The sequence below is a fragment of the Litoribacillus peritrichatus genome, assembly GCF_039537985.1.
GTDB lineage: Bacteria > Pseudomonadota > Gammaproteobacteria > Pseudomonadales > Litoribrevibacteraceae > Litoribacillus > Litoribacillus peritrichatus.
The window spans coordinates 1,455,809-1,478,532 of the sequence record NZ_BAABBN010000007.1; the positions used below are offsets into that span (position 1 = coordinate 1,455,809).

Consider the following 22,724-nt stretch of genomic DNA (forward strand, 5'->3'; position numbering starts at 1 on the left):
TAAATTTGTCGTATATACAAATAGAGATTTTTTTCTCCATATGTAAGGTCGATAGGGATTTTCTACTGTCGTTTTCAAGAGATCTCTTACATATTGTTATGAGGTGATCGGCTACTATAGCTGCCGTCTAAAGAGGTAGCCGACAGTCGATCAGTTACTAAACAATAACAAATTAAAAGTGTGACGCAGTCGAAATTTTTACTACCTTTGATATTAGTTATGGTTGCTTTCGACAGTTGGATTATAAAGCTGAATAGGAGCTGGCTAATGGATTTTTTTATCGCTATTCGACGCTGGAATGGGAAGTCGTCAGAAGATATTGAAAGCCTCTACACTGCACTTGTGGATCAGCCGGATTTTGAAGACCGGCTGGTATCTGCTTTAGCGGGCGATGAGGAAATTCACCGGGGCGCTAGCTGGCTTTTGAAGCATCACTTGGAGCATAGACATGCACTTACCGATGCTCAGGTCTCAGAGGTGCTTGATCAGTTGCCGTTGCTCAAAAACTGGGAAGCAAAGCTGCATATACTGCAATGCCTTACCTATATTGCTGTACCACTGGAGCACAGGAATACCGTTGAAGAATTTGTTCGCAGCTGTTTGACCGAAATAAATAAGTTTGTTCGCGCCTGGGCCTATAACGCCATGTTCGAGTTGGCTTGTCAGTTTCCTGATCTGCAGCCTGAAGTTGAAGTCATGTTTGAAGCGGCTTCGGAAGACGAAGCCGCTTCGGTGAAAGCCCGGGTACGAAATATTCAAAAACAGGGGTTTCCTGTGCTTAATCAGGCTTCCTGATTTATTTGATTTTGCATGATCGAGCAAGGAACCGTCTCGACGGTTCTTTGCTCTTTTTGCAGTTTATTTCTGAATAATACCATTAGCATTGCAGCCGTTGCGGCCAGTCCAATGCCCAAACCAGACCAAACCCCAACCAGCCCGTAAGTTTCCATGAGTACATAGGCGCTTGGGAAACCGATCAGCCAATAGCCCACCGCCGTGATCAGGGTGGGCGCAGTAGACATTTTTAATCCTCTGAGTATGCCCATAGCGATGACTTGCGTGCCATCAACCAGTTGGAAAATCGCAGCGACCACCAGCAGTTTAATCCCCATTTCCACCACTAGAGGTTTGTGTTCTGCATGATCTGCACTAATAAACAGGTTAATAATAAACTCTGGGAACAGCACCATAATGGCTGCTGAAGTTGCAGTGAACATGGCTCCTAGAATTAAGCCGGACTTGGCATAACGCTTAACCTGTTCAATGTCGTTCTTTGCGAAATGGTTGCCGACGAATACGGATGTTGCCTGTGAAATACCCGTGGGTAACATGAAGGCTAATACAATGGTTTGTAAGGCAATCTGATGTGTGGCGAGTTCCAGGGACCCAAGCCAGCCAGCAAAAATTGCGGCAGCTGCGAACAAACCGCTTTCCATGGCGTAAGCGACTGAAATAGGAATGCCCAGTTTTAAGGTGCAGGTGAGTTGATTAATATCAAATCTGTTCCAGCCATGCCAAAAGTAGAAGCGCTTATACTCGGGTTTTCTGTATAGGTCTATCGCAAACGCAGTAAACATACAGCAAAGAACGATGCTGGTTCCATATCCGATACCGGCCAGGCCCAAAGCGGGAATACCTGTCCAGGGCTCCAGAAGCCCGTTCATTAATACGTAACTGACGGGCAAGTTCAGTACAGCCCCAATCAGGCTGATTTTAAGAATCGACCCGGCATTGCTCATTCCTAATGAGAAGTTTCTGAGCACGGTCAGGGCAAATGAAGGGAGTAAAGACCAAACCACTGCCTGTAAGTAAATCGTGGCAAGTTGAGTATTTTCAGCAGACTGCCCCAAAATGCTCAGAAGTGGCGCTATATTCCAGATGATGGTACCGGTAATAAGGGTTAAGATGACCGCTAAGAAAATACCGGCCAGTAACGTCTGGTGGATTTCATCCTGGTTATCTTGTCCTTTTGCAAAGGCCACTAAGTTAATGGTGGCGGCCAGTATTCCTGTCGCAACAATGAAGATAAAGTGGAAAACGGCAACGCCAAGGCCGCCTCCGGCCAACTCAGAAATGCCCAGCATTCCCATCAATATCGCATCTGTGAACATCAGGGAGCTTTGTGCGAGTTGGGCGCCAATCAGTGGCAGTGACAGTTTGATGATTTGTTGAAAAGAACTCATTACCTTCGATGTCCGAATGTTGATGGATGTATTGAGTGGTGCACTTTATGAAGAAGACAAACCTGACTCAAACGAGTTATATTCTGTCTTGAATGAGAAAAAGTAATGCTTTGATCAAGCATTCAGATGATTGGAATACCGCGATGAATCGTAAGTTACCCCCGTTGAATGCCCTTAGAGCGTTTGAGTCCGCTGCCCGACACATGAGCTTTACTAAAGCTGCCGAAGAAATGTTCATCACGCAAGGTGCAGTTAGTAAGCAAATTAAGGTGCTCGAGGAGTATTACGGCATGCCTTTGTTTGTGCGTAAGCACCGAGAGCTTGTTTTGACGGAGGCGGGGCTTCAGCTATTACCAAAACTCACTCAAATTTTTGATGAATTGGTTATGGTCAGTCAGCAAATTCAGCTTTCGAATCGGTCGGAAGTGCGGGTTAAGGTTTCTCCTACGTTTGCGATTCGTTGGTTGTTTCCAAGACTCAATCGGTTCAAAGAAGCTCATCCAGACGTCCCCCTGCATATCACCAGTGCCTGGCAGTGTGAGTCAAGTGACCGAGAGCTAGACCTGAATATGTACGACTTAGTGGTGCATTGTGGTGAACTTCCGATACAGAGTGCTTACTCTCATTTTTTACGGGATGAAATGCTGGTGCCTGTATGCTCACCCAATCTGGAAGGGGTTGATGCCCTGATAGCAAACCCGAAATTACTCAGGAATCACACTTTGGTGCATCCTACTTTGGAGCATCAGGATTGGTCCCTATGGTTATCGAGCATCGGCTACGACCGGGTGGGAATGACCGAAAGTGAGGCCAACAAAGGTGCTGAGTTTGAAACTCTGGATATGGCGATTACAGCTGTGGTTGCTGGATACGGCATAACGGTGGCGGACTATATGTTGGTGAAGGAAGAGATTGAAGCAGGCCACTTGATCGTTCCGTTTGACTGGCGTGTAAAAAGTTCGTTTGTGTATACCGTCCGGGTTCGCCCGGAACGGTTGGTGGAACCTAAAATTCAGGCTTTTTTTCAATGGTTGTTTGAACAAGTGGCTGCCAGTTCCACAGATTAGTTCTTTTCGATCTGGACTGATTGTCTGATCGGACTCTTTAGGTTTTTTGCAGGCAAAAGTTTTCAATCATGCCTCTCAGAACGTCAACCATAGGGTTGATTTGATCAAGCGCCATGAATTCGTCCGGCTGGTGTGCCTGATCGATAGAGCCAGGCCCTAAGACGATGGTGTCCATGCCCATTTGTTGAAGGAAGGGCGCTTCGGTTGCAAACGCAACGGCCTCAGAATCGTGGCCGGTAAGTTTTTCTGCCAGTTGCACCATTTCACTGGTTTTTTCAGAAGCGAAGGATGGCACGCCGTCAAAGAGGGCCTCAGACGTTAATTTGACATTAAATTGCTCTCCCAACGGAATCAGTCGCTGTCGAATGGACTCTCGCAAGTCATCGTTACTCATCCCGGGCAGGGCTCTTAGGTCGTATTGAAGTTCGCAGTGGCCGCAGATTCGGTTAGGGTTGTCGCCACCGTGAATACAGCCCAGATTTAGGGTAGGCACAGATACCTGAAAGTCTGCGTTCTGGTAATTGCTGGCCAGCTCTTGCCGGAAACTGATTAATTCGCCCATGACCGAGTGCATGGCCTCTAATGCGTTATTCCCAAGGTCCGGGTTGGAACTGTGACCGGCTTTTCCCTGAATTCGGACAACCTCCATCATTATGCCTTTGTGCATGTGAATGGGCTTCAGGCTGGTGGGTTCTCCAATGACGGCGTATCGCGCTTTAGGGTAACCTTGCTGTGCCAGAGCCCGGGCTCCACTCATTGAACTTTCTTCGTCGGCGGTGGCCAGCACAATCAGAGGTTGTTGAAGTGGTTTGTCTAAATATGGCAGTACCGCTTCAATCACGACCGAGAAAAACCCTTTCATGTCGCAGGTGCCTAATCCGTAAAGTTTGTTGTCTCTTTGGTCGAGTTTTAAGGGGTTGCTGTTCCAACGGTTTTCATTGAAGGGCACTGTGTCTGTGTGGCCTGACAATACCAGCCCGCCGGGCCCAGACCCAAGAGTAGCAATTAAATTGGCTTTACCGGGTTGATTGGGCACATGTTGTATTTCAATGGCAAATCCCATGCGTTCAAACCAGTCTGCCAGTGCCTCAATGACGGGCAAATTACTCATGTCCATGTCAGGGTGTGTGCAACTGACGCTGGGTAAGGCAATCAATGTGGACATTCGATCAATAAGGGCTGGCAGCTTCATAATGGATACCGGTTTTTGAGTCATTTATGTTTTATGGTATGCGGCCAAGATCTAAAAAGAAATGCTTTCGGAGATATTCATGGATATTTATTAGCACTCAACCACGTTCACGGCCAAGCCGCCTTGAGAGGTTTCTTTGTATTTTTCCTGCATGTCTTTGCCGGTTTGACGCATGGTTTCAATGACCTGATCGAGTGATACTTTGTGACTGCCGTCGCCGAGCATTGCCAAACGGGAAGCGTTAATGGCTTGGACGGCACCCATGGTATTTCGTTCAATACAGGGAATCTGCACCAGCCCTTTTATAGGGTCGCAAGTCAGGCCGAGGTTGTGCTCCATGCCAATTTCGGCGGCATTTTCGATTTGTTGATTGGAGCCACCCAGCACGGCGGTGAGTCCGGCGGCTGCCATCGAACAAGCGACGCCGACTTCGCCCTGACAACCGACTTCAGCGGCGGAAATGGAAGCATTTTCTTTAAATAGAGTCCCGATGGCCGTTGCGGTAAGCATAAACTTACAAATACCGCGTGCTTCGGATAAGGGCTGATCCGGGTTAACGAATTTAACGTAGTAGGCTAACACCGCAGGAATAACGCCCGCTGCGCCGTTGGTGGGGGCAGTGACGACTCTGCCGCCTGCAGCATTTTCTTCATTCACGGCCAGCGCAAATAAATTAATCCAATCCATTAATGCCAGGTTATCGGAGATCTTCGCCTGCGTTAATTTTTGGTATAAATTTTTACCTCTTCTGGGAACCTGTAAGCCCCCAGGTAAGTAACCCGATGCACTGCATCCTGAGCTAATACACTCGTCCATCACTTGCCATAATTTAAGAATACCTTGGCTGGTTTCGGATTCTGAGCGCAGTGCATTTTCATTGCACAAGACCAGTTGCGGTATGGTTAAGTGATGTTGGTCGCATAAGTTTAAAAGTTGTTCGCAGGATGAAAACTGATAAGGCGCCGATGAGGTCTTGTTTTTATTCGGTTGGGAGATTTCATTTTCAGAGAGAACAAAACCGCCACCGACCGAAAAGTAGTTTCGAACTTTTAAAGCAATGCCGTGTTGATCGAATGCTGAGAATGTTATTCCGTTCGGATGTTCTGGCAATGTTGATTGCATGTTGAATTTAAGCTGTTGCCTTCTCTTGAAGGGGATTTCTTTCTCCCCTAACAGTTTCAACGTTTGCGACTTAATGATGGATTTCAGTTTTTCCGGGATAAGGCTGGCTTCTATCAAATGAGGTTGTTCACCTTGAAGTCCCATCAGAATGGCTGTTCCTGTTGCGTGCCCTTTTCCTGTTAAAGCGAGTGAGCCATGCAGTTCGACCGACACTTTGGTCGTGCTATCAAACAGGTTGTGTTGTTTCAGGTGTAGCAAGAATCGGCGGGCAGCCACCATTGGCCCAACCGTATGGGAACTTGACGGGCCTACGCCGATTTTAAATAAATCAAAAACACTGATCATCATACTCTTCAGTGTAGACTCATAAGTGAAGATGAGTGCACTAGAGTGTTTGAGCTTTTAGTGAATCTATTTTGTTTCTTGAGTATTTAGTCAGTAAAATGGCCGATTTCGATGACTAGAGTTTTAAAATGTCCGTTGATTCTGTTACTACTTTTTATTTGGAGATGATGGCGTCCTCTGAGTTGTGCGCCAAGCCTGAAAACCCTCTGCTGGAGGTTAAGCGATGTGAAATCAAACAGTTTCAATTGAATCGCTTTTTATACCAGCTGGTGGGTGAGCAATGGGGCTGGACTGATAAATTGAAGTGGACTGATGAACAATGGCTGACATTGGTTAATTCAGATAAGCACCAAACCTGGGTGGCTTACTTTCAAGGTGCGATTGCAGGTTATTATGAACTTTATCGTGAAGGCCTGGATGTGGAGATATTGTATTTCGGCTTATCGCCTGAGTTCATTGGTCAGGGTTTCGGTGGTGACTTGTTAACTCGGGCTATACGCTCCGCTTGGGCATGGCCTCGTACGCTGTTAAACGATGATGAAACCATTCGCCGGGTTTGGGTTCATACTTGCTCTTTGGATCATCCTTCAGCTTTGGCTAACTATCAGGCGAGAGGCTTTAAGATCTATAAACAGGAAACCTAGCTGTAAATTCAGGAGGGAGTGCCCCCGAAGGGGCACCAAGGAAAACACCTACAAGCTCATTGGCTTGAACTTGATAGATATACTCTAGACGGCTTTTCAGATTTTGCTGGCTTGTGAAGCAAAATTCATAAAATAATCATATTTTGAAAACTACCGATATGAAATTTCACTGGCAAGAATCACCTCTGATTCTTTCTTTCCTTCGTGGGTCCATTGCTCCATATACGGGTCTGACAGCAGATAATCTATGTAACTTTGGCAGATGGAATTCATATCAACCTGGTAGCCTGAAAAGCGAATGGCCATAGGGGCAAACATACAATCCAGTATACTGAACTCACCTAATAACCAGGGGCCATAGGAGGCGAATTCTTCTCTGAGTTCGGTCCAAAGCGCTTCCACTCGATCTACTTCTTCTCGTACCGCAGGCGAAAGCGGCAGTTTGATGTCGATTTTGCAGTTCATCGGGAGCTCATTACGAATGGCAGGAAACCCGGAATGCATTTCAGCAGCAGCGGATCGGCCAACGGCTCTGGTAGAGGCATCTTGTGGCCAGCCTTTGTGGTCCATGTACTTTTCAGAAATGTATTCGAGGATGGCCAGAGAGTCCCAGATGGTGTTGCCCTGATCAATCAGCACAGGCACTTTTAAGGTGGGTGAGTATTCTGCAAGGTCAGCTTTAGTTGTAGCTGTATTCAGCGGGATACGAATTTCTTCAAATTTTAAGCCTGCGTGTTTCATTAACAGCCAAGGTCGAAGTGACCATGAAGAATAATTTTTATTTCCTATGACGAGCTGCATTTGAATACTCCTTAGGTGCCTGTTGTTACTCAGTGTAGCTGTTTGAATGTGATCTCATAAACGTTAGTGATAACGCGTTTACTCCAGACTCAAGGATTAACATGGTTTTAGGTCTGAGCGGCCAGGGCTTTATCCAAGTCATCCATGGTGTTGTTTAATTCTTGAAAGTAATCAATTAACCGAAAACACAAATCTACATATTGGATCGCTTCTGAACCGCCCACTTCATAACTCTCAGCGTGTGCGACTTTATTTCTCAGTCTGCGAAGTTCGTTAAAGAGTTTGCTCTTTTTCAGATCCAGCACCTCATGCTTTGTCAGCACATAACCTATGTCTTTGTAGGGGGTATCTTCGTTAATGGTCGCTTCCGGAAAGTGTTTCTTTACCAAGGTTTGCGCCTGAACGTTGAGCAATCCCCAGGCTTCGAGTACGCAGCTGTTCGGGAGATGACGGGCGGCTGCAGTAAGGTGTGTCTTAGGGTCGGATTTTAGATCCGGAAAAGCCGTTTGGGCATTTTGAACCAGCTCATCAATTTCGTCGCTGAATTCCACTTCAAAGTCTTTAAACTTAAGCTTACGAGTGAACGGCATGAGTTTGGTCAGGTTCTTACGAAAACTCAAGACTGTGATTAATACCACGATTGGCCAACTGATGGCATTCAGTAAGCCAATAATAAACTCCATCCAATCCATGATGCTTGCCTTTTTTATTATCTTTTAGGGAATGATACCAACTGGTGGCTAAGAAAGTTGTTATCCAGCACTCGTTTGCAGGATAAGAGCTTGTTTTCAGCCACACTCTGTACCCAGTCACACTCTGCACCGCCAGTATCATCAATCCGTTTCTGTGTTTCAGTATTTACTTTTTATCCTTCAAGCTGCTGAGCGTGGTAAGCAATGTGTTCGCCGATAAAGGATGCAATGAAAAAGTAACTGTGATCGTACCCTTCGCGCATTTTTAATGTCAGCTTATGCGATTGATTTTCACAGGCAATGACCAAAGATTCAGTCATCAGTTGTTCGCCTAGAAAATTATCGTCCAGTCCCTGATCGACCCGAATTGGCCAAGGCAAACCATGCTGCTTTATTAACTCACAGCTGTCGTAATCCTTCCACTTTTCTTGATCCGCCCCCAGGTAACGCTCGAACGCCTGTTGACCCCACGGGCAGTGAATGGGCGTGCAGATGGGGGCGAATGCAGAAACAGACTGAAACAGCGTGTGGTTCTTTAACGCCAAAGTCAGTGCCCCATGTCCTCCCATGGAATGACCAAAAATCCCTCGTTTATGGATAATAACGGGCTGGGTTTCATTAATCAGCGGAATCAACTCATTCAGAAGATAACTCTCCATTTGGTAGTTTTTCGACCAGGGTTGCTGAGTTGCATTCAAATAGAAACCGGCGCCTTGGGCAAAGTCCCATGCTTCGGTATCGGGTACCCCGTCTCCTCTCGGGCTGGTATCCGGCGCGATGATGATGACGCCATGTTCAGCTGCATAGCGTTGTGCGCCTGCTTTGGTGACAAAGTTCTGGTCGTCACAAGTTAACCCGGAAAGCCAGTACAGGTGAGGGAGGTGAGTGTTTTCCGCTTGTGGAGGCAAGTAAACGGAAAACACCATGTCGCACCCCAGTACCGGCGAGTGGTGACGGTAGCGCAATTGCCAACCATCAAAACAGCGTACCCGGCCGATTTCAGTCAATTCAGTCATTTCTTTTAACACAGTTATCTCACTTAATTAATTTGTTGGATGATTCAGTGGGTGCGCTTCGCTTAAAATAAAATTACTGAGCGAATGCTCTTACCTTCATGCATCAAATCAAACGCCTTATTGATGTCCTCAAGAGGCATAGTGTGCGTTACAAATTCATCAATTTTGATCTCACCTTTCATATATTGCTCAACGTAGCCAGGTAATTCGGTTCGGCCTTTGACTCCGCCAAATGCGCTGCCCCGCCAAACGCGGCCTGTAACCAACTGAAACGGACGGGTGGTAATTTCCTGTCCGGCTCCGGCAACGCCAATGATCGTGGATTCGCCCCAGCCTTTATGGCAACACTCAAGTGCCGCTCTCATGGTTTGAGTATGCCCTATGGCTTCGAAGGAGTAGTCTACGCCGCCGTCGGTCATATCGACGATGACATTCTGAATAGGGGCATCAAAGTTCTTTGGGTTAACGCAATCGGTGGCGCCCAGCTGTTTGGCCATTTCAAATTTGTCTTCATTGATGTCGATGGCAATAATGCGTTCAGCTTTAGCCAGTACAGCGCCCTGAATAACACTCAAACCTACGCCGCCTAAGCCGAATACAGCGACGGTGGAACCTGGCTCGACTTTAGCGGTATTCAATACCGCTCCGATGCCGGTGGTCACGCCACACCCCAGAAGACAAACTTTATCAAGAGGCGCGGCTTTATTGACTTTGGCCAGTGCAATTTCAGGCAATACGGTATATTCCGAAAAGGTGGATGTCCCCATGAAGTGCATGATGGGCTTGCCGTCCAGAGAAAAACGGCTGGTGCCGTCTGGCATTAAGCCTTGTCCTTGAGTTGCCCGGATGGCCTGGCATAAATTGGTTTTACCGGACAGGCAAAAACGACATTGGCCGCACTCAGGGGTATAAAGTGGGATGACATGGTCGCCGACTTCAACGGAGGTCACACCGTCACCAACCTCAACTACTACGCCTGCACCTTCGTGGCCAAGTATCGCCGGGAAGACGCCTTCAGGATCTTCGCCGCTCAATGTAAAAGCATCCGTGTGGCAGACGCCTGTAGCGACCAGTTTGACTAATACTTCGCCGGCTTTCGGACCCTGAAGGTCAACTTCTTCAATGGTTAAAGGTTTCCCTGCCTGCCAGGCTACGGCTGCGCGTGTTTTCATGATGTGTTCCTGAAAAAAGAGTTATGACTAAAGGTTGAGGTATTGTTTATTTGAAATGAAGTATTGGCTCAGTTTCCGGCAGTTGCAATAGCTTTTTACAGAGATTACCGTTTGGCGGGCTTTTGGAACGTTATTATATTATTTGCTGTTATACAGGGACATTGCCCTGATGAGGAAGAGTAAGCGCTGAACATCGTGGTCATCAGCGCTCAAACAGTGGATTATTGAATGGCTTTTGATGGCGGGAAAAAAGCATAGCCTAATGACTCGGCTACGGGTTGGTTGGTTATTTTTCCTTGCCAGACATTCAACCCGTTTAACAGATGTGAGTCCTGCTGACACGCTTTCTTCCAGCCATGGTTTGCCAACTTGAGAATGAAGGGGAGGGTGGCATTATTCAGGGCGTAGGTGGATGTTTTGGCGACTCCGCCTGGCATGTTCGCCACGCAATAGTGCACTACCTCATCGACCACATACGTTGGGTCTGCGTGGGTTGTGGCTTTGGAGGTTTCGAAACAGCCCCCCTGATCAATGGCCACATCCACTAAGACCGTACCGGCTTCCATAGTCTGAACCATGGCCTGAGAGATGAGCTTTGGCGCGGCGGCCCCTGGAATGAGTACCGCACCGATGATTAAATCTGCCGCCAGAACCGCCTCGTGGAGCGCTGATTGTGTCGAATACAGTGTTTTGGCTTTACTGCCAAAGTAGTGCGACAGCGACTCAAGTACAGCTGGGTTTTTATCAATGATGGTGACATTCGCCTGAAGGCCAACGGCCATTTGCGCCGCATTGAACCCGACCACACCTCCGCCAAGAATCACTACGTTGGCAGGCGTAACACCGGGCACGCCTCCTAGTAACAAGCCTTTACCTTGATGGGATTTTTCCAGAGCCGTTGCGCCCGCTTGAATGGACATTCTGCCAGCCACTTGGCTCATGGGTTTTAATAAAGGTAAGGTTCCATGTGGATCAGTGATGGTTTCATAAGCAATGCATGTGGCTCCGGAATCAATCAGGTCCTTGGTTTGACTTGGGTCAGGGGCAAGGTGTAAATACGTGAAGAGCAGTTGACCTTCTCTTAATCTGGCTCTTTCTGAAGCTTGCGGTTCTTTGACTTTAACGATCATTTCAGCGCGGTCGAACACATCGTCGGCAGTGTCGACGATTTCCGCCCCTGCGTTTTGGTAATGCTCATCGCTGGCGCCTATGCCGAGTCCGGCACTGCGCTCAATGATGACCGAGTGTCCGTGGTGAATTGCTTCTGAGACACTTTCAGGTGTCATCCCAACACGGTATTCATGGTTTTTAATTTCTTTAGGAACGCCGATTAACATATGCCACCTCGTTAAAATTCCTGATGATGGTGTTGAAACCCATCTTAAGAGTCAGAATAGGGTGTTAATAACGCTGTTTACCGGAGAAAAGTTTTCTTCTCCGAGAATTAGGGTTAGCCTCAAAACCTTTCCGAGGATTGTCCGGAAAGGGAGGTGTAACCCATTCTTCGTTTGTATCTTGAAGTATGGTTGAAAGCATCAAAAAAATTGCAACTTTTTGTGATGTTTCATGGCAGTGATTTTTTCAGTTGAGCTGATCAGGCCTGATTTGATTGGTTACTGGCTTGACTGAATAGTAGTTTGGCCGCTCAAAGGTGCGTTGGTGATGTCAGATAATTCCGAATGCACCTTAACAATGCGGGCTCTTACTTCGGTAATTCCGTTAGAAATCATTTTTCCGAGGTATTTTTCCAGATACTTTTGAGCCTGAGACTCGTTTTGGAAGAGATAGACGCCTCCGGCTTCTTCCTGTTGCGGATTTTCCGTCCATATCTTCCAGAGTAGCCCTGGTTCGTTTGAAGTTTCTTCTGCGAGCGATTTAAATTTTTCAGTCAGTGCTGGGCCGAATGGGCCTTTAAACGGGTAATCGATGTGAACTAATGTCGTCATAATAATCCTTAGGCTTCGTTGTTGTTTTTTCACATTATCCAAAGAATAGGCGCTCATGTGTTGCAACCTAAGGTTCTATGGCCAAGCCGCAGAATTTTGCTGAAGCGCATTATTTTGATAAATAATATGGCGTGGAGGCTTTTGGCGGGGGAATTGGCTTTTATATTGCTCGCTTTCAGTCTTCTTCTCTTTATAATCGGAAATAATTTGTACTGATCATTCTAAAGTGCTGTTTTCTGTTGGAGTTCTCATGTCTATATCGCATCTACAACCACAACGCTTGTGGCAATATTTTTCGGATATTTGTGCTATTCCGCATCCTTCAAAACACGAAGCAGAGTTGATTGCCTACATTTTGGCCGAAGCTGAAAAGCATGGGGTTGACGCTGAAACGGATGAGTTAGGTAACATTCGTTTAAGTAAACCAGCGACAAAAGGGTATGAACATTCAGTGCCTGTGGTTTTGCAAAGTCACATGGATATGGTGCCCCAAAAAAATGCTGCTACGAATCATGACTTTTTGACAGACCCGATTAAGCCTTACGTTGACGGGAGTTGGGTGACTGCCGATGGCACCACCCTTGGTGCAGATAATGGCATTGGTATGGCGGCAATTTTGGCGGTTATGTTCAACCGTGATCTGGAGCATGGCCCGTTGGAAGCGCTGTTAACCGCCGACGAAGAGGCGGGCATGAGTGGTGCTTTTGGCCTGAAACCGGGTTGGTTTGAGGGCAAGGTTTTACTTAATCTCGATACCGAAGAAGAAGGTGAACTGTATGTGGGCTGTGCCGGCGGTGTGGATGTAAATGTTCGTTGGCCTGTGGAATATGAGGCTGTGCCTGATGTTGGATATTGTGCCGTAAGCCTGAGTGTTACTGGCCTTAAGGGCGGGCATTCCGGTATTGATATCCACAAAGGCCGAGGCAATGCAAACAAGTTACTCTGTCGGACGTTGCTTGAGCTTTCCAGGCACCTTGAGTTATCTGTAGCCAGCATTGAGGGTGGGTCGTTGAGGAATGCAATTCCTCGAGAGGCGTTTTCTACGTTAGTGATCCATGAATCTGACCGTGATCAGTTTAATCAAATATTGTCGGATGTGATTGATGATATTTCTGATGAATACGAAGCGGTTGAGTCGGATCTGATGATCAAATCTGAGTCGGTTGATTTGCCAGAACAGGTCATGGTGCAAGAGGCCTTCGTTGGTTTATTGAATGCGATTGTCGTGTGCCCGAATGGCGTGATGAGAAACAGCATCAAGTTTGATGGCGTGGTTGAAACGTCCAGCAATTTTGGGGTTATTACATCTGATGATGAAGTTGTTTCGTTGTTGTTCATGACCCGAAGTTTGAAAAACCATGCACGAGACAACACGGTTCAGCGTATTCGCAGTTGTTTTGAAATGGTGGATGCAGAAGTTAAAGCGGAAGGTGCCTATCCCGGATGGACGCCTTCTGATGAACCGAAATTATTGAATCTGACAAAGTCGGTGTATAAACGCTTAATGGGTAAAGAGGCGGGTGTTCAGGTTATTCACGCGGGTCTGGAGTGCGGTATTCTCGGGGACATATATCCTGAGTGGGATATGATTTCTTTTGGGCCAACCATTACAGGAGCACACTCACCGGATGAACGGGTAGATATCGCTTCTGTAGCTCGGTTCTGGGATCTACTGGTTGCTGTGTTAGCTAAATTAGCAAAGTCGTATGAGTGATGTAACGACAGCTGAGGATAGCTTTGATGTGGTTTTTGATCATGACGATTTTGTGATTATCAATAAATCGGCGGGCATCAGTGTTCATAAAGACGATCAAGCGTTAGGGCTGGTGGACATTGTTGCCCGCGCTTTAGGTTATCAGAAACTGTATTTGGTTCATCGCTTGGATAAAATGACTTCCGGGTTATTGATTCTTGCTAAGAATAGCCGTAGTAATCGCTTACTTAGTGGTATGTTTGAAAGGCGTTCTGTATCAAAATACTATCTTGCATTGTCAGATCAAAAACCGAAGAAAAAGCAAGGTTTGATTAAAGGGGATATGGAAACCTCAAGAGGTGGGAATTGGCGGTTAGTGAAGACTTACACCAATCCTGCAATTACTCAATTCTTCTCATTCAGCCTGACGGATGAGGTAAGTAAGGGCTTACGTTTGTTTGTTCTTAAACCTCATACTGGCAAAACTCATCAGCTTAGGGTTGCGCTTAAAAGTATAGGATCAGGGGTTTTGGGGGATGAACGTTATTCCAGCTCTCAGACGGATGAAGACCGGGGCTATCTTCATGCTTGGGCTTTGAATTTTGTGTATCAAGGGAATGAAATTGCGGTAAGCGCATTACCAAAGCAGGGGCGTTGGTTTCTTCATCCCGGTTTGATTAACAAACTAAAAGAGATCGGTGATCCGGCCTTGTTTTGTTGGCCAAAGATTTAGGCGTTGCTCAATTCATTTTCGAGCAGGATGAAGATGTTGGGTTTTTATTTATAAAATTATAATGAGAACGGACAATGAAAAAGCTAGCGGTATTAATTTCTATTTTTGTACTTTTTGTTGTGTTTATTTGGTGGCGATACGCTGAGACAGAACGTTTTCCCGACTTAACTTCTTCACCTCTGTGGACAGAAGATAGACTGGAGCTTGTGGCAGAGTTACCCATGCCTCCGGGGAACATTGCTGTTGCTCCTGATGGCCGGATTTTTATAACGTTTCATCCGGATGCCGGGCCTGAGTTTAACGTTGTTGAGCTGGTAGATGGAGAGGTTCGACCGTTTCCTGGTCGAAGCTGGCAGCCAGGTGGGCCGGAACCCAAGGCATTTCAACAAGTGCTTTCTCTTCGGGTGGATCAGCAAAACAGGCTATGGACATTGGATGCCGGTACCCATGGTGTTGGTCAGCCGAGACTCCTGGCGTTTGATTTGGATACCGGAGCGTTAGTTCATGAGTTTGATTTTGGTTCTGAAACGTTTGGTGTTGGCTCGCATGCAAATGATTTTCAGGTAAGCCCAGATGGCTTGTACGTTTTTATATCAGATGCCAGTATTTTTGCGCAAACCCCCGCTTTGGTTGTTTACAGTGTTGAAAAGCAAAGTGCTCGTCGTATCTTGGAGAGTGATATTTCCGTGCGTGCGGGTCAATATGAGCCAGTGGTGCAGGGTCGCCCGATGACGATTGCCGGTATTTTTACCATTAATCCGGGGGTCGATGGCATTGCTTTGAGTCGCGATGGCGAAACCCTCTTTTATGCGTCTGTGTCTGGTGACATGTTGTATAAGATTCCCACACGGCATCTCAAATATGCTCAGGCAAATGATCGTGTGCTGGCCGGGTTTGTTGAACCTGTTGGTCGCAAAACGATGACTGACGGGATGACAACGGATCAAAATGATAATGTTTACCTGACCGACATTGAACACTCTGCTGTGGTTCGCATGAATTCGAATGGTGAGAGAGTTACCTTATTAAAAACGGACAAGCTGCGTTGGCCGGATGGATTCAGTTTTGGGCCGCAAGGGTATTTATATATTACCTGCAGTGCGCTGCATGATGTGTTAGGTAAGTTTCCTGATAATGTCCGTAAAATGGCGCCTTATCCGGTGTATCGTGTGAAAACGAACCAGCAAGCCGTTGCTGGTCATTAATGGTGTTATAACTCATAAGGTTCCACTATTGTCCGAAACTGGTGTGTTCTCCATCAAGATAGCGTTCTTCTTCCGGCGTATTCTTTCTTTGCAGAACCTTGTTTCGATGGGGGAAACGCCCAAACTCTGCGATGATATCTCTGTGATGCTTGGCAAAACGTATGTAGCCATCAATGGTTTCTTCTTTGTGGTGTGGGCTTCGTTTTTTAAGCCCTTCCAGAAGGCGGATGCACAGTTCCTGATCTTCCAGGTCTTCAGAGTGCTCAAGGGGCATATAAAAGAAAACTTGTTGTTCGGCTGTTAAATCCAGATCCTCGCCAGATGAGAGGCCCATCTTGCAGATTTTCAAAGCTTTGTTGTCACCCGAAAATGCTTGTTCTGTACCACGATAAATGTTGCGCGTGAACTGATCCAACAGAATGATGGAAGCCAGTTTTCCTGTCGTGGACTCTCGCCAGTCCTTGAGCTGGTGGTTCAGAGCCTGTTTGACTAAGTCACCAAATTTATGACTTATTTCCAAGTCGATTTCATCGGAGGCAGACCACCACTTCTGCTTTTCTTCTTGGTGTGCAAACCCGTCTTCATCTAGAGTACCAAACCAGTAGTTAATCACTTGTTTCATTGGGCTCATAAAATTGAATGTCTTCTTTGGTTGTTTTTGAACAGAGTATAGCAATAACAGTAAAGATTTCTTTTTTAAAGAGGATAATCTATACATGAAAGCATTAACTTAAAAAATACGATTTAGTTTTCTTCGTTCTGTTTTAAAAATTCGATAGAATTGTCACTTTATTAATGAGTTAAATGGATACTTTATGCACTTTGAGGTTGAGCTGGACGTTACTGAATTGGATTCTTTAGTGGCTGTTGATTTTTTATGGAGTCACTTTGATCAACTTTCGAAGTCTCGTATTAAAGATGCGATGAAAAAAGGCGCAGTCTTTTTAGAGCGAAAAGGCGAACGCTCGTCACTGAGAAAAGCACAAACGCCTCTGAAGATCGGGGATAAAGTTGAGGTGTATTACGATCAGGATTACCTCAATATGAAACCCCAGAAAGCTGAATTGCTGACGGATCAAATACAATACAGTATTTGGTTGAAACCTGCAGGCATGCCACTGGAGGGGGAGTTGTTTGGTGATCACCTTTCGTTATTAAGAGTGGCTGATCAGTCTTATGATTCAGAGCGTGATGCCTACTTGTTGTATGAGCTGGCAGATGACTCCAAAGGTGTTTTGTTGATTGTTCATCATCGTCGCTCAGCCGCGACGTTTACCGCCATGTTGGAAAATAATGAAATTCGATTTAAATATCGGGTAGAAGTTTCTGGTCAGTTTGAAGACAGTACTGAGCTGGATTTTGATGATGAAGACTTTACATTAAAAGGGAAGTTAGAACCCGTTCGTTACGTGGAGCATACGCACAGTACCGTGGTTGACCTTTACCTGAACCAAGGTGAATCTAAAGATATCTGCAGTTATTTTATGGAGCGAGGTTACCCTGTTTTGGGGGATGAGTATATTGGAGGAAATACAGACCGAGACGTCATGCAACTCGGATTGGTTGAGCTGGATTTTACTTGTCCTATTTCGGGAGATTTGATGCATTACCGAGCATACTGAGTGTTTCGTTAAGCAAAAGATGGCATCTCAGGTGAGCTTTTTGTCAATCAAGCTTACTCAATCTCAGCGACATCAATATGAAAACGGAAGCAAGCAAGGTAAGTGAGCTTGCTTCGTGGTTTTTAAAGGTTTGCGTCGTCAGATTCAACTCACCTGGTTCAGTTTGTCAGGCTAAAGACCTTCGTTTCGGATGACGCCAACCCCCAGTCCTTCGATGAAGACAGGCTCAAGATTAGTATCAATTTCAATGGGCTCTAGATCTTCATTTTCAGGCAGTAAGCGCACAATGCTGCCTTGTTTGTCCAGTCGTTTCACTGTGACATCATCACCGATGCGAGCAACGACAATTTGACCGTTCTGCACATTTTCAGTTTTATGCACAGCGAGCAGGTCGCCATCCAGGATGCCGATATTTTTCATGCTCAATCCCTGGACTCGCAGTAGATAATCCGCTTTAGGATTAAAAAACTCTGGTTGAACCGGACATATGTGATCGACGTGCTCTTCTGCTAATACCGGTGAGCCAGCGGCTACACGGCCAATGACCGGAAGCCCTTGAGGCTCGTTACTTAAATCATCGTTTGCAGAGTTATGTGTATTTGGTTCGTAATCAGGGATTCTTAAACCTCTGGATGTGCCTGGCATCATTTCTATGGCACCTTTTTTTGCCAGGGCTTTTAAATGTTCTTCTGCGGCATTCGCGGATCGGAAGCCCAGCGTTTTTGCAATTTCTGCGCGAGTAGGGGGGTAGCCAGTATCATCGATGTGGTTTTTGATCACATCAAGTACTTCTTGTTGGCGTTTGGTTAGTTTAATCATGACCTGACCTTTTATACAGTTTTGTATATGTATACAGTATTTGCTTGTTGGAGTAAACCCGGCTGAGGGGGATTCAGCCTCAATAATTTGCGGAGTCGTATTATCTGGATCTTTTTATTCGTTGTTCGCTGGTGTTGATAAACTACGAACCAATGAACTTTATTTTAGAGCAGGGGCAGTGTCACTCTTCTATATAATGTATTGAGTTTACTGGTTTATTTTTAACGCCTGTTTCGATTGGTTGTCTTGTGATTTGTTTTGGAAATCTGGTATTTTGGAGGCTCTTTGTCTATTTTAGGTTGAACACTCTAATCAACAATACGTTAAATTTTTGCTTTTCTTGACATAAATAGTTTTCAAACGTATGTTTCAAACAGTTGTTTTTTTATGTGGAGACGCAATGATGGCCAATGGAAATACGGTCGATAAAATTTTGGATGCGGCGCAGGAGTTATTTGCCGAAAGAGGTTTTGCAGAAACTTCATTGCGTATGATAACAAGTAAGGCGGGAGTTAACCTTGCTGCTGTAAATTACCACTTTGGTTCTAAAGAAGCTTTGATTCAGGCGACTTTCTCGCGATTTTTAACCCCGTTCAGCCGAGAGTTTCGTGATCAATTGAATGCCTATATTCAGCAAGTCGGTGAAGATAACATTGATATTGCACATATGATTGCTGTTCTTGCTTCCTCTGCTCAAGTGGTCGCAGTACGGAATGATCAAAGTGTTGCTGTATTTATGAGGCTTATGGGGCTGGCTTACGCTCAGGCCCAAAGTCATTTGAGAGAATATTTAAAAGAGCATTACTCCGATGTGTTTAAGCCTTTCATGAGAACCATGAAGACGGCTTGTCCAGAAATGACTCCGATCGAGTGGTTCTGGCGAATTCACTTCGTACTTGGAACCCTTGCATTTACTATGTCCAGCGTAGACTCACTGCAGGCGATGGCTGCAAGTGACTTGTCCGTAGATAGTCAGTTTAAGGATATGATTTCATACCTTGCCAAATTTGTAAGTGCTGGTTTGATGGCTCCCGCAACTTAATGAATTCTTATGTGTTTGCAGTGAAGCTGGTTAAGTTTAAAGTGTGAAGTTAACCGCTAAATTACATTTGGTAATTAATTGACCTCATGTCGCATTTTTCCTTGTGCTAAGATGCGGCTTAGTCAGAATAGTTGGCTGAATAAAAATAATAATTAAAGTGCCTTGGATATATAAGGCACATCATGCTCAAACGAGTTAAGGGTGGCGAATGGTTGGTAGCCCAGAGTCTGTTTTCAGTTTACAAGAGCTGAGAAAGTCTATTACACAAATTCCTTTGATTGAATCTAAGATTAAGGCTTCTGCGCTTGAGTCTTATTTTATTCAGCGAAGTACGATCGATAATCCATTTAATAAACCTCATACCTCACTTGCGTTGGTAACGGCGCCTGCAGGAACGGGGAAGTCTGTTTTACTGAGTCAGTGGTATCATGAGCTGGTAGCTAAAGATGAAAAAGTTTGCTGGTTGAACCTCTCTCGTGATGATAATGATCCTGTTCGGTTTTTTTCTTACATCATCGAATCTTTGCAACGAACGGAACCTGTAATCTGGCCTGATTTGGATGCTTCTTATCGACGTTTCGAGGATGAGCCCAACGTAAATTTTCTTCGCCTGGCTGAGCAGCTGATCGCTGACCTGGAAGAGTTTGAAGACCCCATTTATTGTTTTATTGATGATTTTCATCTACTTGATAGCCCTATTTTGACGGCAGCGATTTCGCTGTTTTTAGCGCACATGCCGAGTAATGTGCATTTGTGTTTGTCCAGTCGTCATCAGCCTCAGATCAGTGTGGGTCGTTATCGATCAAAGGGAAAACTTGCTGAATACAAATACCATGATTTGAAGTTGTCTTCGGGTGATAGCCGGTTGTTGCTTGAAGCCATTGATGCTCCTGTAAAGGTGCAAAAACGGGATGCGTTGATTTCGGCGCTGGATGGTTGGATATCAGGCTTGGTGCTGGCTTCTAATGCGCTGGATCATATCTCTTCTGAAGAACAAATGAAGATTGATAGCTTTGAGGAATATTTTGGTAATCATCAGGATTTTCTCAGCTACTTTTCTGATGATGCCTACCAACATCTTGAAGAGCCTATTCGTCGGGCAGCCAAACAACTTTCCATTGTTGAGAAGTTTACCAGTCAACTGTATTCGACACTGAGTGGTAATACAGAAAGTGATGCTCTACTTGAGCGGTTAAATGCTCAGCAGCTCTATATTGAGCCTGTTGGCTTGGGTGAACATCGTTTCCATCCATTGTATCGCCGGTTCCTGCATCAGCGTCTCATGGTTGATGAGCCTGAAAGTTTGATCCAGCTGCATTTTTCCGCAAGTATGTGGTACAGCACGCATAACCACAGCGTATCTGCCATTGAGCATGCTTTTGCTGCCAGAGATTTTGAGATGGCCGCCAGCCTCATCAGTGCGTGTATCTTTGATTTACTGAATCAGTCCTCTGCATCTGAAGTATTTGCTTGGGTTAAACAGATTCCGCGCGATATTACGCTTCAATATCCCAGGCTGCAGTTGGTGCGTATTTGGATATTAATTCGGGATGGTTATGATCAAGAGGCCGAGCGGGCTTTGCTGCGTTTAATGCAGCAAGATGAGCGCCATCAGCCCGTGGGAATATCTGAGCGTGAGGCAATTTGTTATTTGTTGTCCATTCTCATTAATTTACGAAATGATGATTTGGACAGTGCTCATGTCAGCATTAATAAAGTGCAGCCTTACTTTGATGAAATTGATCCTTGGTTAGCTGCGCATTTTAATGTGTTGGCTGCTGTTATTTTGATGTTGCAAGGGCGCCCCGGAGAGTGCGGGGATAATATCAGTTCTGCTGAGCGTTTTGCTGCGGAGCTAAAAGGAGATTTCACCAAGAGCTTAATTAAGGCCATTCGGGCGTATCACTTTTATGAAACCGGAATGCTAAAGGCGGCAAGGGCTGAAATTACTGCTTTGGAATCGGTTAAAGAGGTAGAGGGGATTACTGAGTGGTATCGCCTTGTGAATGCGCTTTTAAATTTTGAAGGGAATAAACTTCAAAATGCCTGGGATATGCTTCAGGATCGTAAACCTGTTGCTGAAGGGATGGTTCAGTCCAGCTTTTTACAGGCGCGTTTATATGCGGTACGAAGCCGACTTGTTTCCTGGTTTAGGGATGAAGAGTCCGGGTTGGATGAGTTGGAACGCCTGCTGAATCATTATAAACAGCGAGGTCAACAAAGGGCTTGGCGAATTTGTCGTGCAGCTCAGGCGCAATTGCTGATGGATCATGGTCGTTTTGATCGAGCTGAATGGTGTCTGGCTCAAGAGGGGGTGCTTCCTCAAATCGGAATTTCTCCGTACCTTTCTGGTTATGGCTGGGTGATTACTGCTAGGTCTCGTGTTGCATGGCATAAACAATCCATTGGTGAGCTTAAAGCCATTTTCGATTTAATTGGTCATGATGTACAGCGGGATGACGGAGTCAGTCGTTCGGGCACAGAAAATCTTTTAATGGCTATGTATCACTGGTTGGATGATAACAAGGATACCGCACTTACTTTTTTCAGAAATGCAATCATAGCGGCCAGCGAACAAGGTTACCTTCGGGCGTTGGCAGAATTGCCAGAAGCATTGATTGTGTTTATTGATGCATCTAAAAACTCAGGACTTTTTCACGACTCAGATTTGGTTGCTTACGTAGAGAAACTTGAGAAAGCGATTCATGCTAAACAAATGAATGGTCAGCTGGAATTGGATGATCAGCAAATATCATTAACGGCGCGTGAAAAGCAAATTCTTGAACTGGCGGCGGAAGGTATGTCGAACCAGGAGATCAGCGATAAGATTTTTGTCTCACTTGGTACTGTGAAATGGCACTTGCATAATGTTTACGATAAATTGGGGGTTAAGAATCGAACTCAGGCGCTGAAAGCGGTTCAGGCATTTCAGAAAGTTTCTTAGTTGATGTATTGCTAATGATTTAAAAAAGCCACCTTCAATAGGTGGCTTTTTTGTTACAAACCTTCCAGTTGTTGTTACTTTATTGCCTGTTTTGTTTTATTGGCAAATTTTATTGGCTGATAAGTCTTGTTGCTGGATAAAACCATACTTTCGGTTGGTGTGTGTTTTGTTAGAGCTTAATTGAATGTTTGCTGATTGTTGGGTTATTTGGAACGGAATGTCCCGTATAGTATGTATAGAAGTTGGTACTTCATAACTAAAAAAATAAAAGAGGTTCTTCCATGAAAGGTTTCAAAAAGCTGGCTCTAGTAGCTGCAATCGCTGCCCCGTTAACTTCCGTTCACGCACTTGAGTCTTTGGATGATTCAGTACTGTCAGACATGACTGGTCAGTCTGGTGTGTCTATCGATCTTAAAGCACGTGTTTTGATCGACGAAGTGGTTTATACCGATACAGCGCACCAAGTGGGTGTTGATGGTAACGGCG

Annotated in this window: 21 protein-coding genes; 10 read left to right on the plus strand and 11 right to left on the minus strand. The window is 45.4% G+C overall.

The annotated features are described in order from the left end of the window. The first annotated feature begins 267 nt into the window (after positions 1 to 267). Positions 268 to 795, plus strand: coding sequence for a hypothetical protein (locus tag ABD744_RS16250; RefSeq protein WP_344799588.1), 528 nt, complete (start codon positions 268 to 270; stop codon positions 793 to 795). On the opposite strand, the gene ABD744_RS16255 is transcribed toward ABD744_RS16250, so the two are convergent. After that, on the minus strand, positions 783 to 2,183 hold the full coding sequence (locus ABD744_RS16255) for an MATE family efflux transporter (protein WP_344799589.1): 1,401 nt from the start codon (positions 2,181 to 2,183) through the stop codon (positions 783 to 785). The genes ABD744_RS16250 and ABD744_RS16255 overlap by 13 nt on opposite strands. Before the next feature lie 143 nt (positions 2,184 to 2,326). Between ABD744_RS16255 and ABD744_RS16260 the strand changes: the two genes are divergently transcribed. Beyond that, the gene (locus ABD744_RS16260) at positions 2,327 to 3,250 is read left to right on the plus strand and encodes a LysR substrate-binding domain-containing protein (RefSeq protein WP_344799590.1); all 924 of its coding nucleotides are present in this window, start codon (positions 2,327 to 2,329) and stop codon (positions 3,248 to 3,250) included. Positions 3,251 to 3,287: 37 nt separating this feature from the next. On the opposite strand, the gene argE is transcribed toward ABD744_RS16260, so the two are convergent. Beyond that, the gene (gene argE, locus ABD744_RS16265; protein ID WP_344799591.1) at positions 3,288 to 4,442 is read right to left on the minus strand and encodes an acetylornithine deacetylase; all 1,155 of its coding nucleotides are present in this window, start codon (positions 4,440 to 4,442) and stop codon (positions 3,288 to 3,290) included. A gap of 90 nt (positions 4,443 to 4,532) precedes the next feature. After that, positions 4,533 to 5,912 carry an L-serine ammonia-lyase gene (locus ABD744_RS16270; RefSeq protein WP_344799592.1) on the minus strand — a complete coding sequence of 460 codons (1,380 nt, stop codon included), beginning with the start codon at positions 5,910 to 5,912 and terminating at the stop codon, positions 4,533 to 4,535. Positions 5,913 to 6,037: 125 nt separating this feature from the next. On the opposite strand from ABD744_RS16270, the gene ABD744_RS16275 reads away from it, so the two are divergent. Then, positions 6,038 to 6,553 (plus strand): GNAT family N-acetyltransferase, encoded by a 516-nt coding sequence (locus tag ABD744_RS16275; RefSeq protein WP_344799593.1) that lies wholly within the window; start codon positions 6,038 to 6,040, stop codon positions 6,551 to 6,553. Between the two features lie 150 nt (positions 6,554 to 6,703). Here the strand turns inward: ABD744_RS16275 and ABD744_RS16280 are convergent, their stop codons facing one another. The 6 genes from ABD744_RS16280 to ABD744_RS16305 all read right to left on the minus strand — a co-directional run bounded on the left by ABD744_RS16280 (position 6,704) and on the right by ABD744_RS16305 (position 12,237). After that, on the minus strand, positions 6,704 to 7,354 hold the full coding sequence (locus tag ABD744_RS16280; RefSeq protein WP_344799594.1) for a glutathione S-transferase family protein: 651 nt from the start codon (positions 7,352 to 7,354) through the stop codon (positions 6,704 to 6,706). Positions 7,355 to 7,461: 107 nt separating this feature from the next. Further along, positions 7,462 to 8,046, minus strand: coding sequence for a hypothetical protein (locus ABD744_RS16285; protein ID WP_344799595.1), 585 nt, complete (start codon positions 8,044 to 8,046; stop codon positions 7,462 to 7,464). Between the two features lie 173 nt (positions 8,047 to 8,219). Then, on the minus strand, positions 8,220 to 9,062 hold the full coding sequence (gene fghA, locus ABD744_RS16290; RefSeq protein WP_344799596.1) for an S-formylglutathione hydrolase: 843 nt from the start codon (positions 9,060 to 9,062) through the stop codon (positions 8,220 to 8,222). A 62-nt stretch (positions 9,063 to 9,124) separates the two neighbouring features. After that, positions 9,125 to 10,234, minus strand: coding sequence for an S-(hydroxymethyl)glutathione dehydrogenase/class III alcohol dehydrogenase (locus ABD744_RS16295; RefSeq protein WP_344799597.1), 1,110 nt, complete (start codon positions 10,232 to 10,234; stop codon positions 9,125 to 9,127). Between the two features lie 221 nt (positions 10,235 to 10,455). Then, positions 10,456 to 11,571 carry an alanine dehydrogenase gene (gene ald / locus ABD744_RS16300; protein ID WP_344799598.1) on the minus strand — a complete coding sequence of 372 codons (1,116 nt, stop codon included), beginning with the start codon at positions 11,569 to 11,571 and terminating at the stop codon, positions 10,456 to 10,458. Between the two features lie 276 nt (positions 11,572 to 11,847). Next, positions 11,848 to 12,237, minus strand: coding sequence for a monooxygenase (locus ABD744_RS16305; RefSeq protein WP_344799599.1), 390 nt, complete (start codon positions 12,235 to 12,237; stop codon positions 11,848 to 11,850). Positions 12,238 to 12,430: 193 nt separating this feature from the next. On the opposite strand from ABD744_RS16305, the gene ABD744_RS16310 reads away from it, so the two are divergent. From ABD744_RS16310 to ABD744_RS16320, 3 genes are all read left to right on the plus strand, one after another. Beyond that, positions 12,431 to 13,894, plus strand: coding sequence for an aminoacyl-histidine dipeptidase (locus tag ABD744_RS16310; protein WP_344799600.1), 1,464 nt, complete (start codon positions 12,431 to 12,433; stop codon positions 13,892 to 13,894). Continuing rightward, positions 13,887 to 14,606, plus strand: a complete 720-nt coding sequence (locus ABD744_RS16315) for a TIGR01621 family pseudouridine synthase (protein ID WP_344799601.1) — start codon at positions 13,887 to 13,889, stop codon at positions 14,604 to 14,606. Before ABD744_RS16310 ends, ABD744_RS16315 begins: the two co-directional genes overlap by 8 nt. Before the next feature lie 74 nt (positions 14,607 to 14,680). After that, positions 14,681 to 15,811 carry an L-dopachrome tautomerase-related protein gene (locus ABD744_RS16320; RefSeq protein WP_344799602.1) on the plus strand — a complete coding sequence of 377 codons (1,131 nt, stop codon included), beginning with the start codon at positions 14,681 to 14,683 and terminating at the stop codon, positions 15,809 to 15,811. Positions 15,812 to 15,836: 25 nt separating this feature from the next. Here ABD744_RS16320 and ABD744_RS16325 read toward each other — a convergent pair whose 3' ends face one another. Beyond that, positions 15,837 to 16,442: a DUF924 family protein gene (locus ABD744_RS16325; RefSeq protein WP_344799603.1), complete on the minus strand. Its 606-nt coding sequence runs from the start codon at positions 16,440 to 16,442 to the stop codon at positions 15,837 to 15,839. A gap of 184 nt (positions 16,443 to 16,626) precedes the next feature. Here ABD744_RS16325 and ABD744_RS16330 point away from each other — a divergent pair, with 184 nt between their 5' ends. Beyond that, positions 16,627 to 17,433: a pseudouridine synthase gene (locus ABD744_RS16330; RefSeq protein WP_344799604.1), complete on the plus strand. Its 807-nt coding sequence runs from the start codon at positions 16,627 to 16,629 to the stop codon at positions 17,431 to 17,433. 171 nt (positions 17,434 to 17,604) lie between these two features. Here the strand turns inward: ABD744_RS16330 and lexA are convergent, their stop codons facing one another. Continuing rightward, the gene (gene lexA / locus ABD744_RS16335; protein WP_344799605.1) at positions 17,605 to 18,252 is read right to left on the minus strand and encodes a transcriptional repressor LexA; all 648 of its coding nucleotides are present in this window, start codon (positions 18,250 to 18,252) and stop codon (positions 17,605 to 17,607) included. Between the two features lie 400 nt (positions 18,253 to 18,652). On the opposite strand from lexA, the gene ABD744_RS16340 reads away from it, so the two are divergent. The 3 genes from ABD744_RS16340 to ABD744_RS16350 form a co-directional block, all read left to right on the plus strand. After that, on the plus strand, positions 18,653 to 19,294 hold the full coding sequence (locus tag ABD744_RS16340) for a TetR/AcrR family transcriptional regulator (protein ID WP_344799606.1): 642 nt from the start codon (positions 18,653 to 18,655) through the stop codon (positions 19,292 to 19,294). Between the two features lie 208 nt (positions 19,295 to 19,502). After that, positions 19,503 to 22,238 carry a LuxR C-terminal-related transcriptional regulator gene (locus tag ABD744_RS16345; protein WP_344799607.1) on the plus strand — a complete coding sequence of 912 codons (2,736 nt, stop codon included), beginning with the start codon at positions 19,503 to 19,505 and terminating at the stop codon, positions 22,236 to 22,238. 281 nt (positions 22,239 to 22,519) lie between these two features. Continuing rightward, on the plus strand, positions 22,520 to 22,724 hold a 205-nt coding region (locus tag ABD744_RS16350), incomplete at its 3' end, for a DUF6160 family protein (RefSeq protein WP_344799608.1).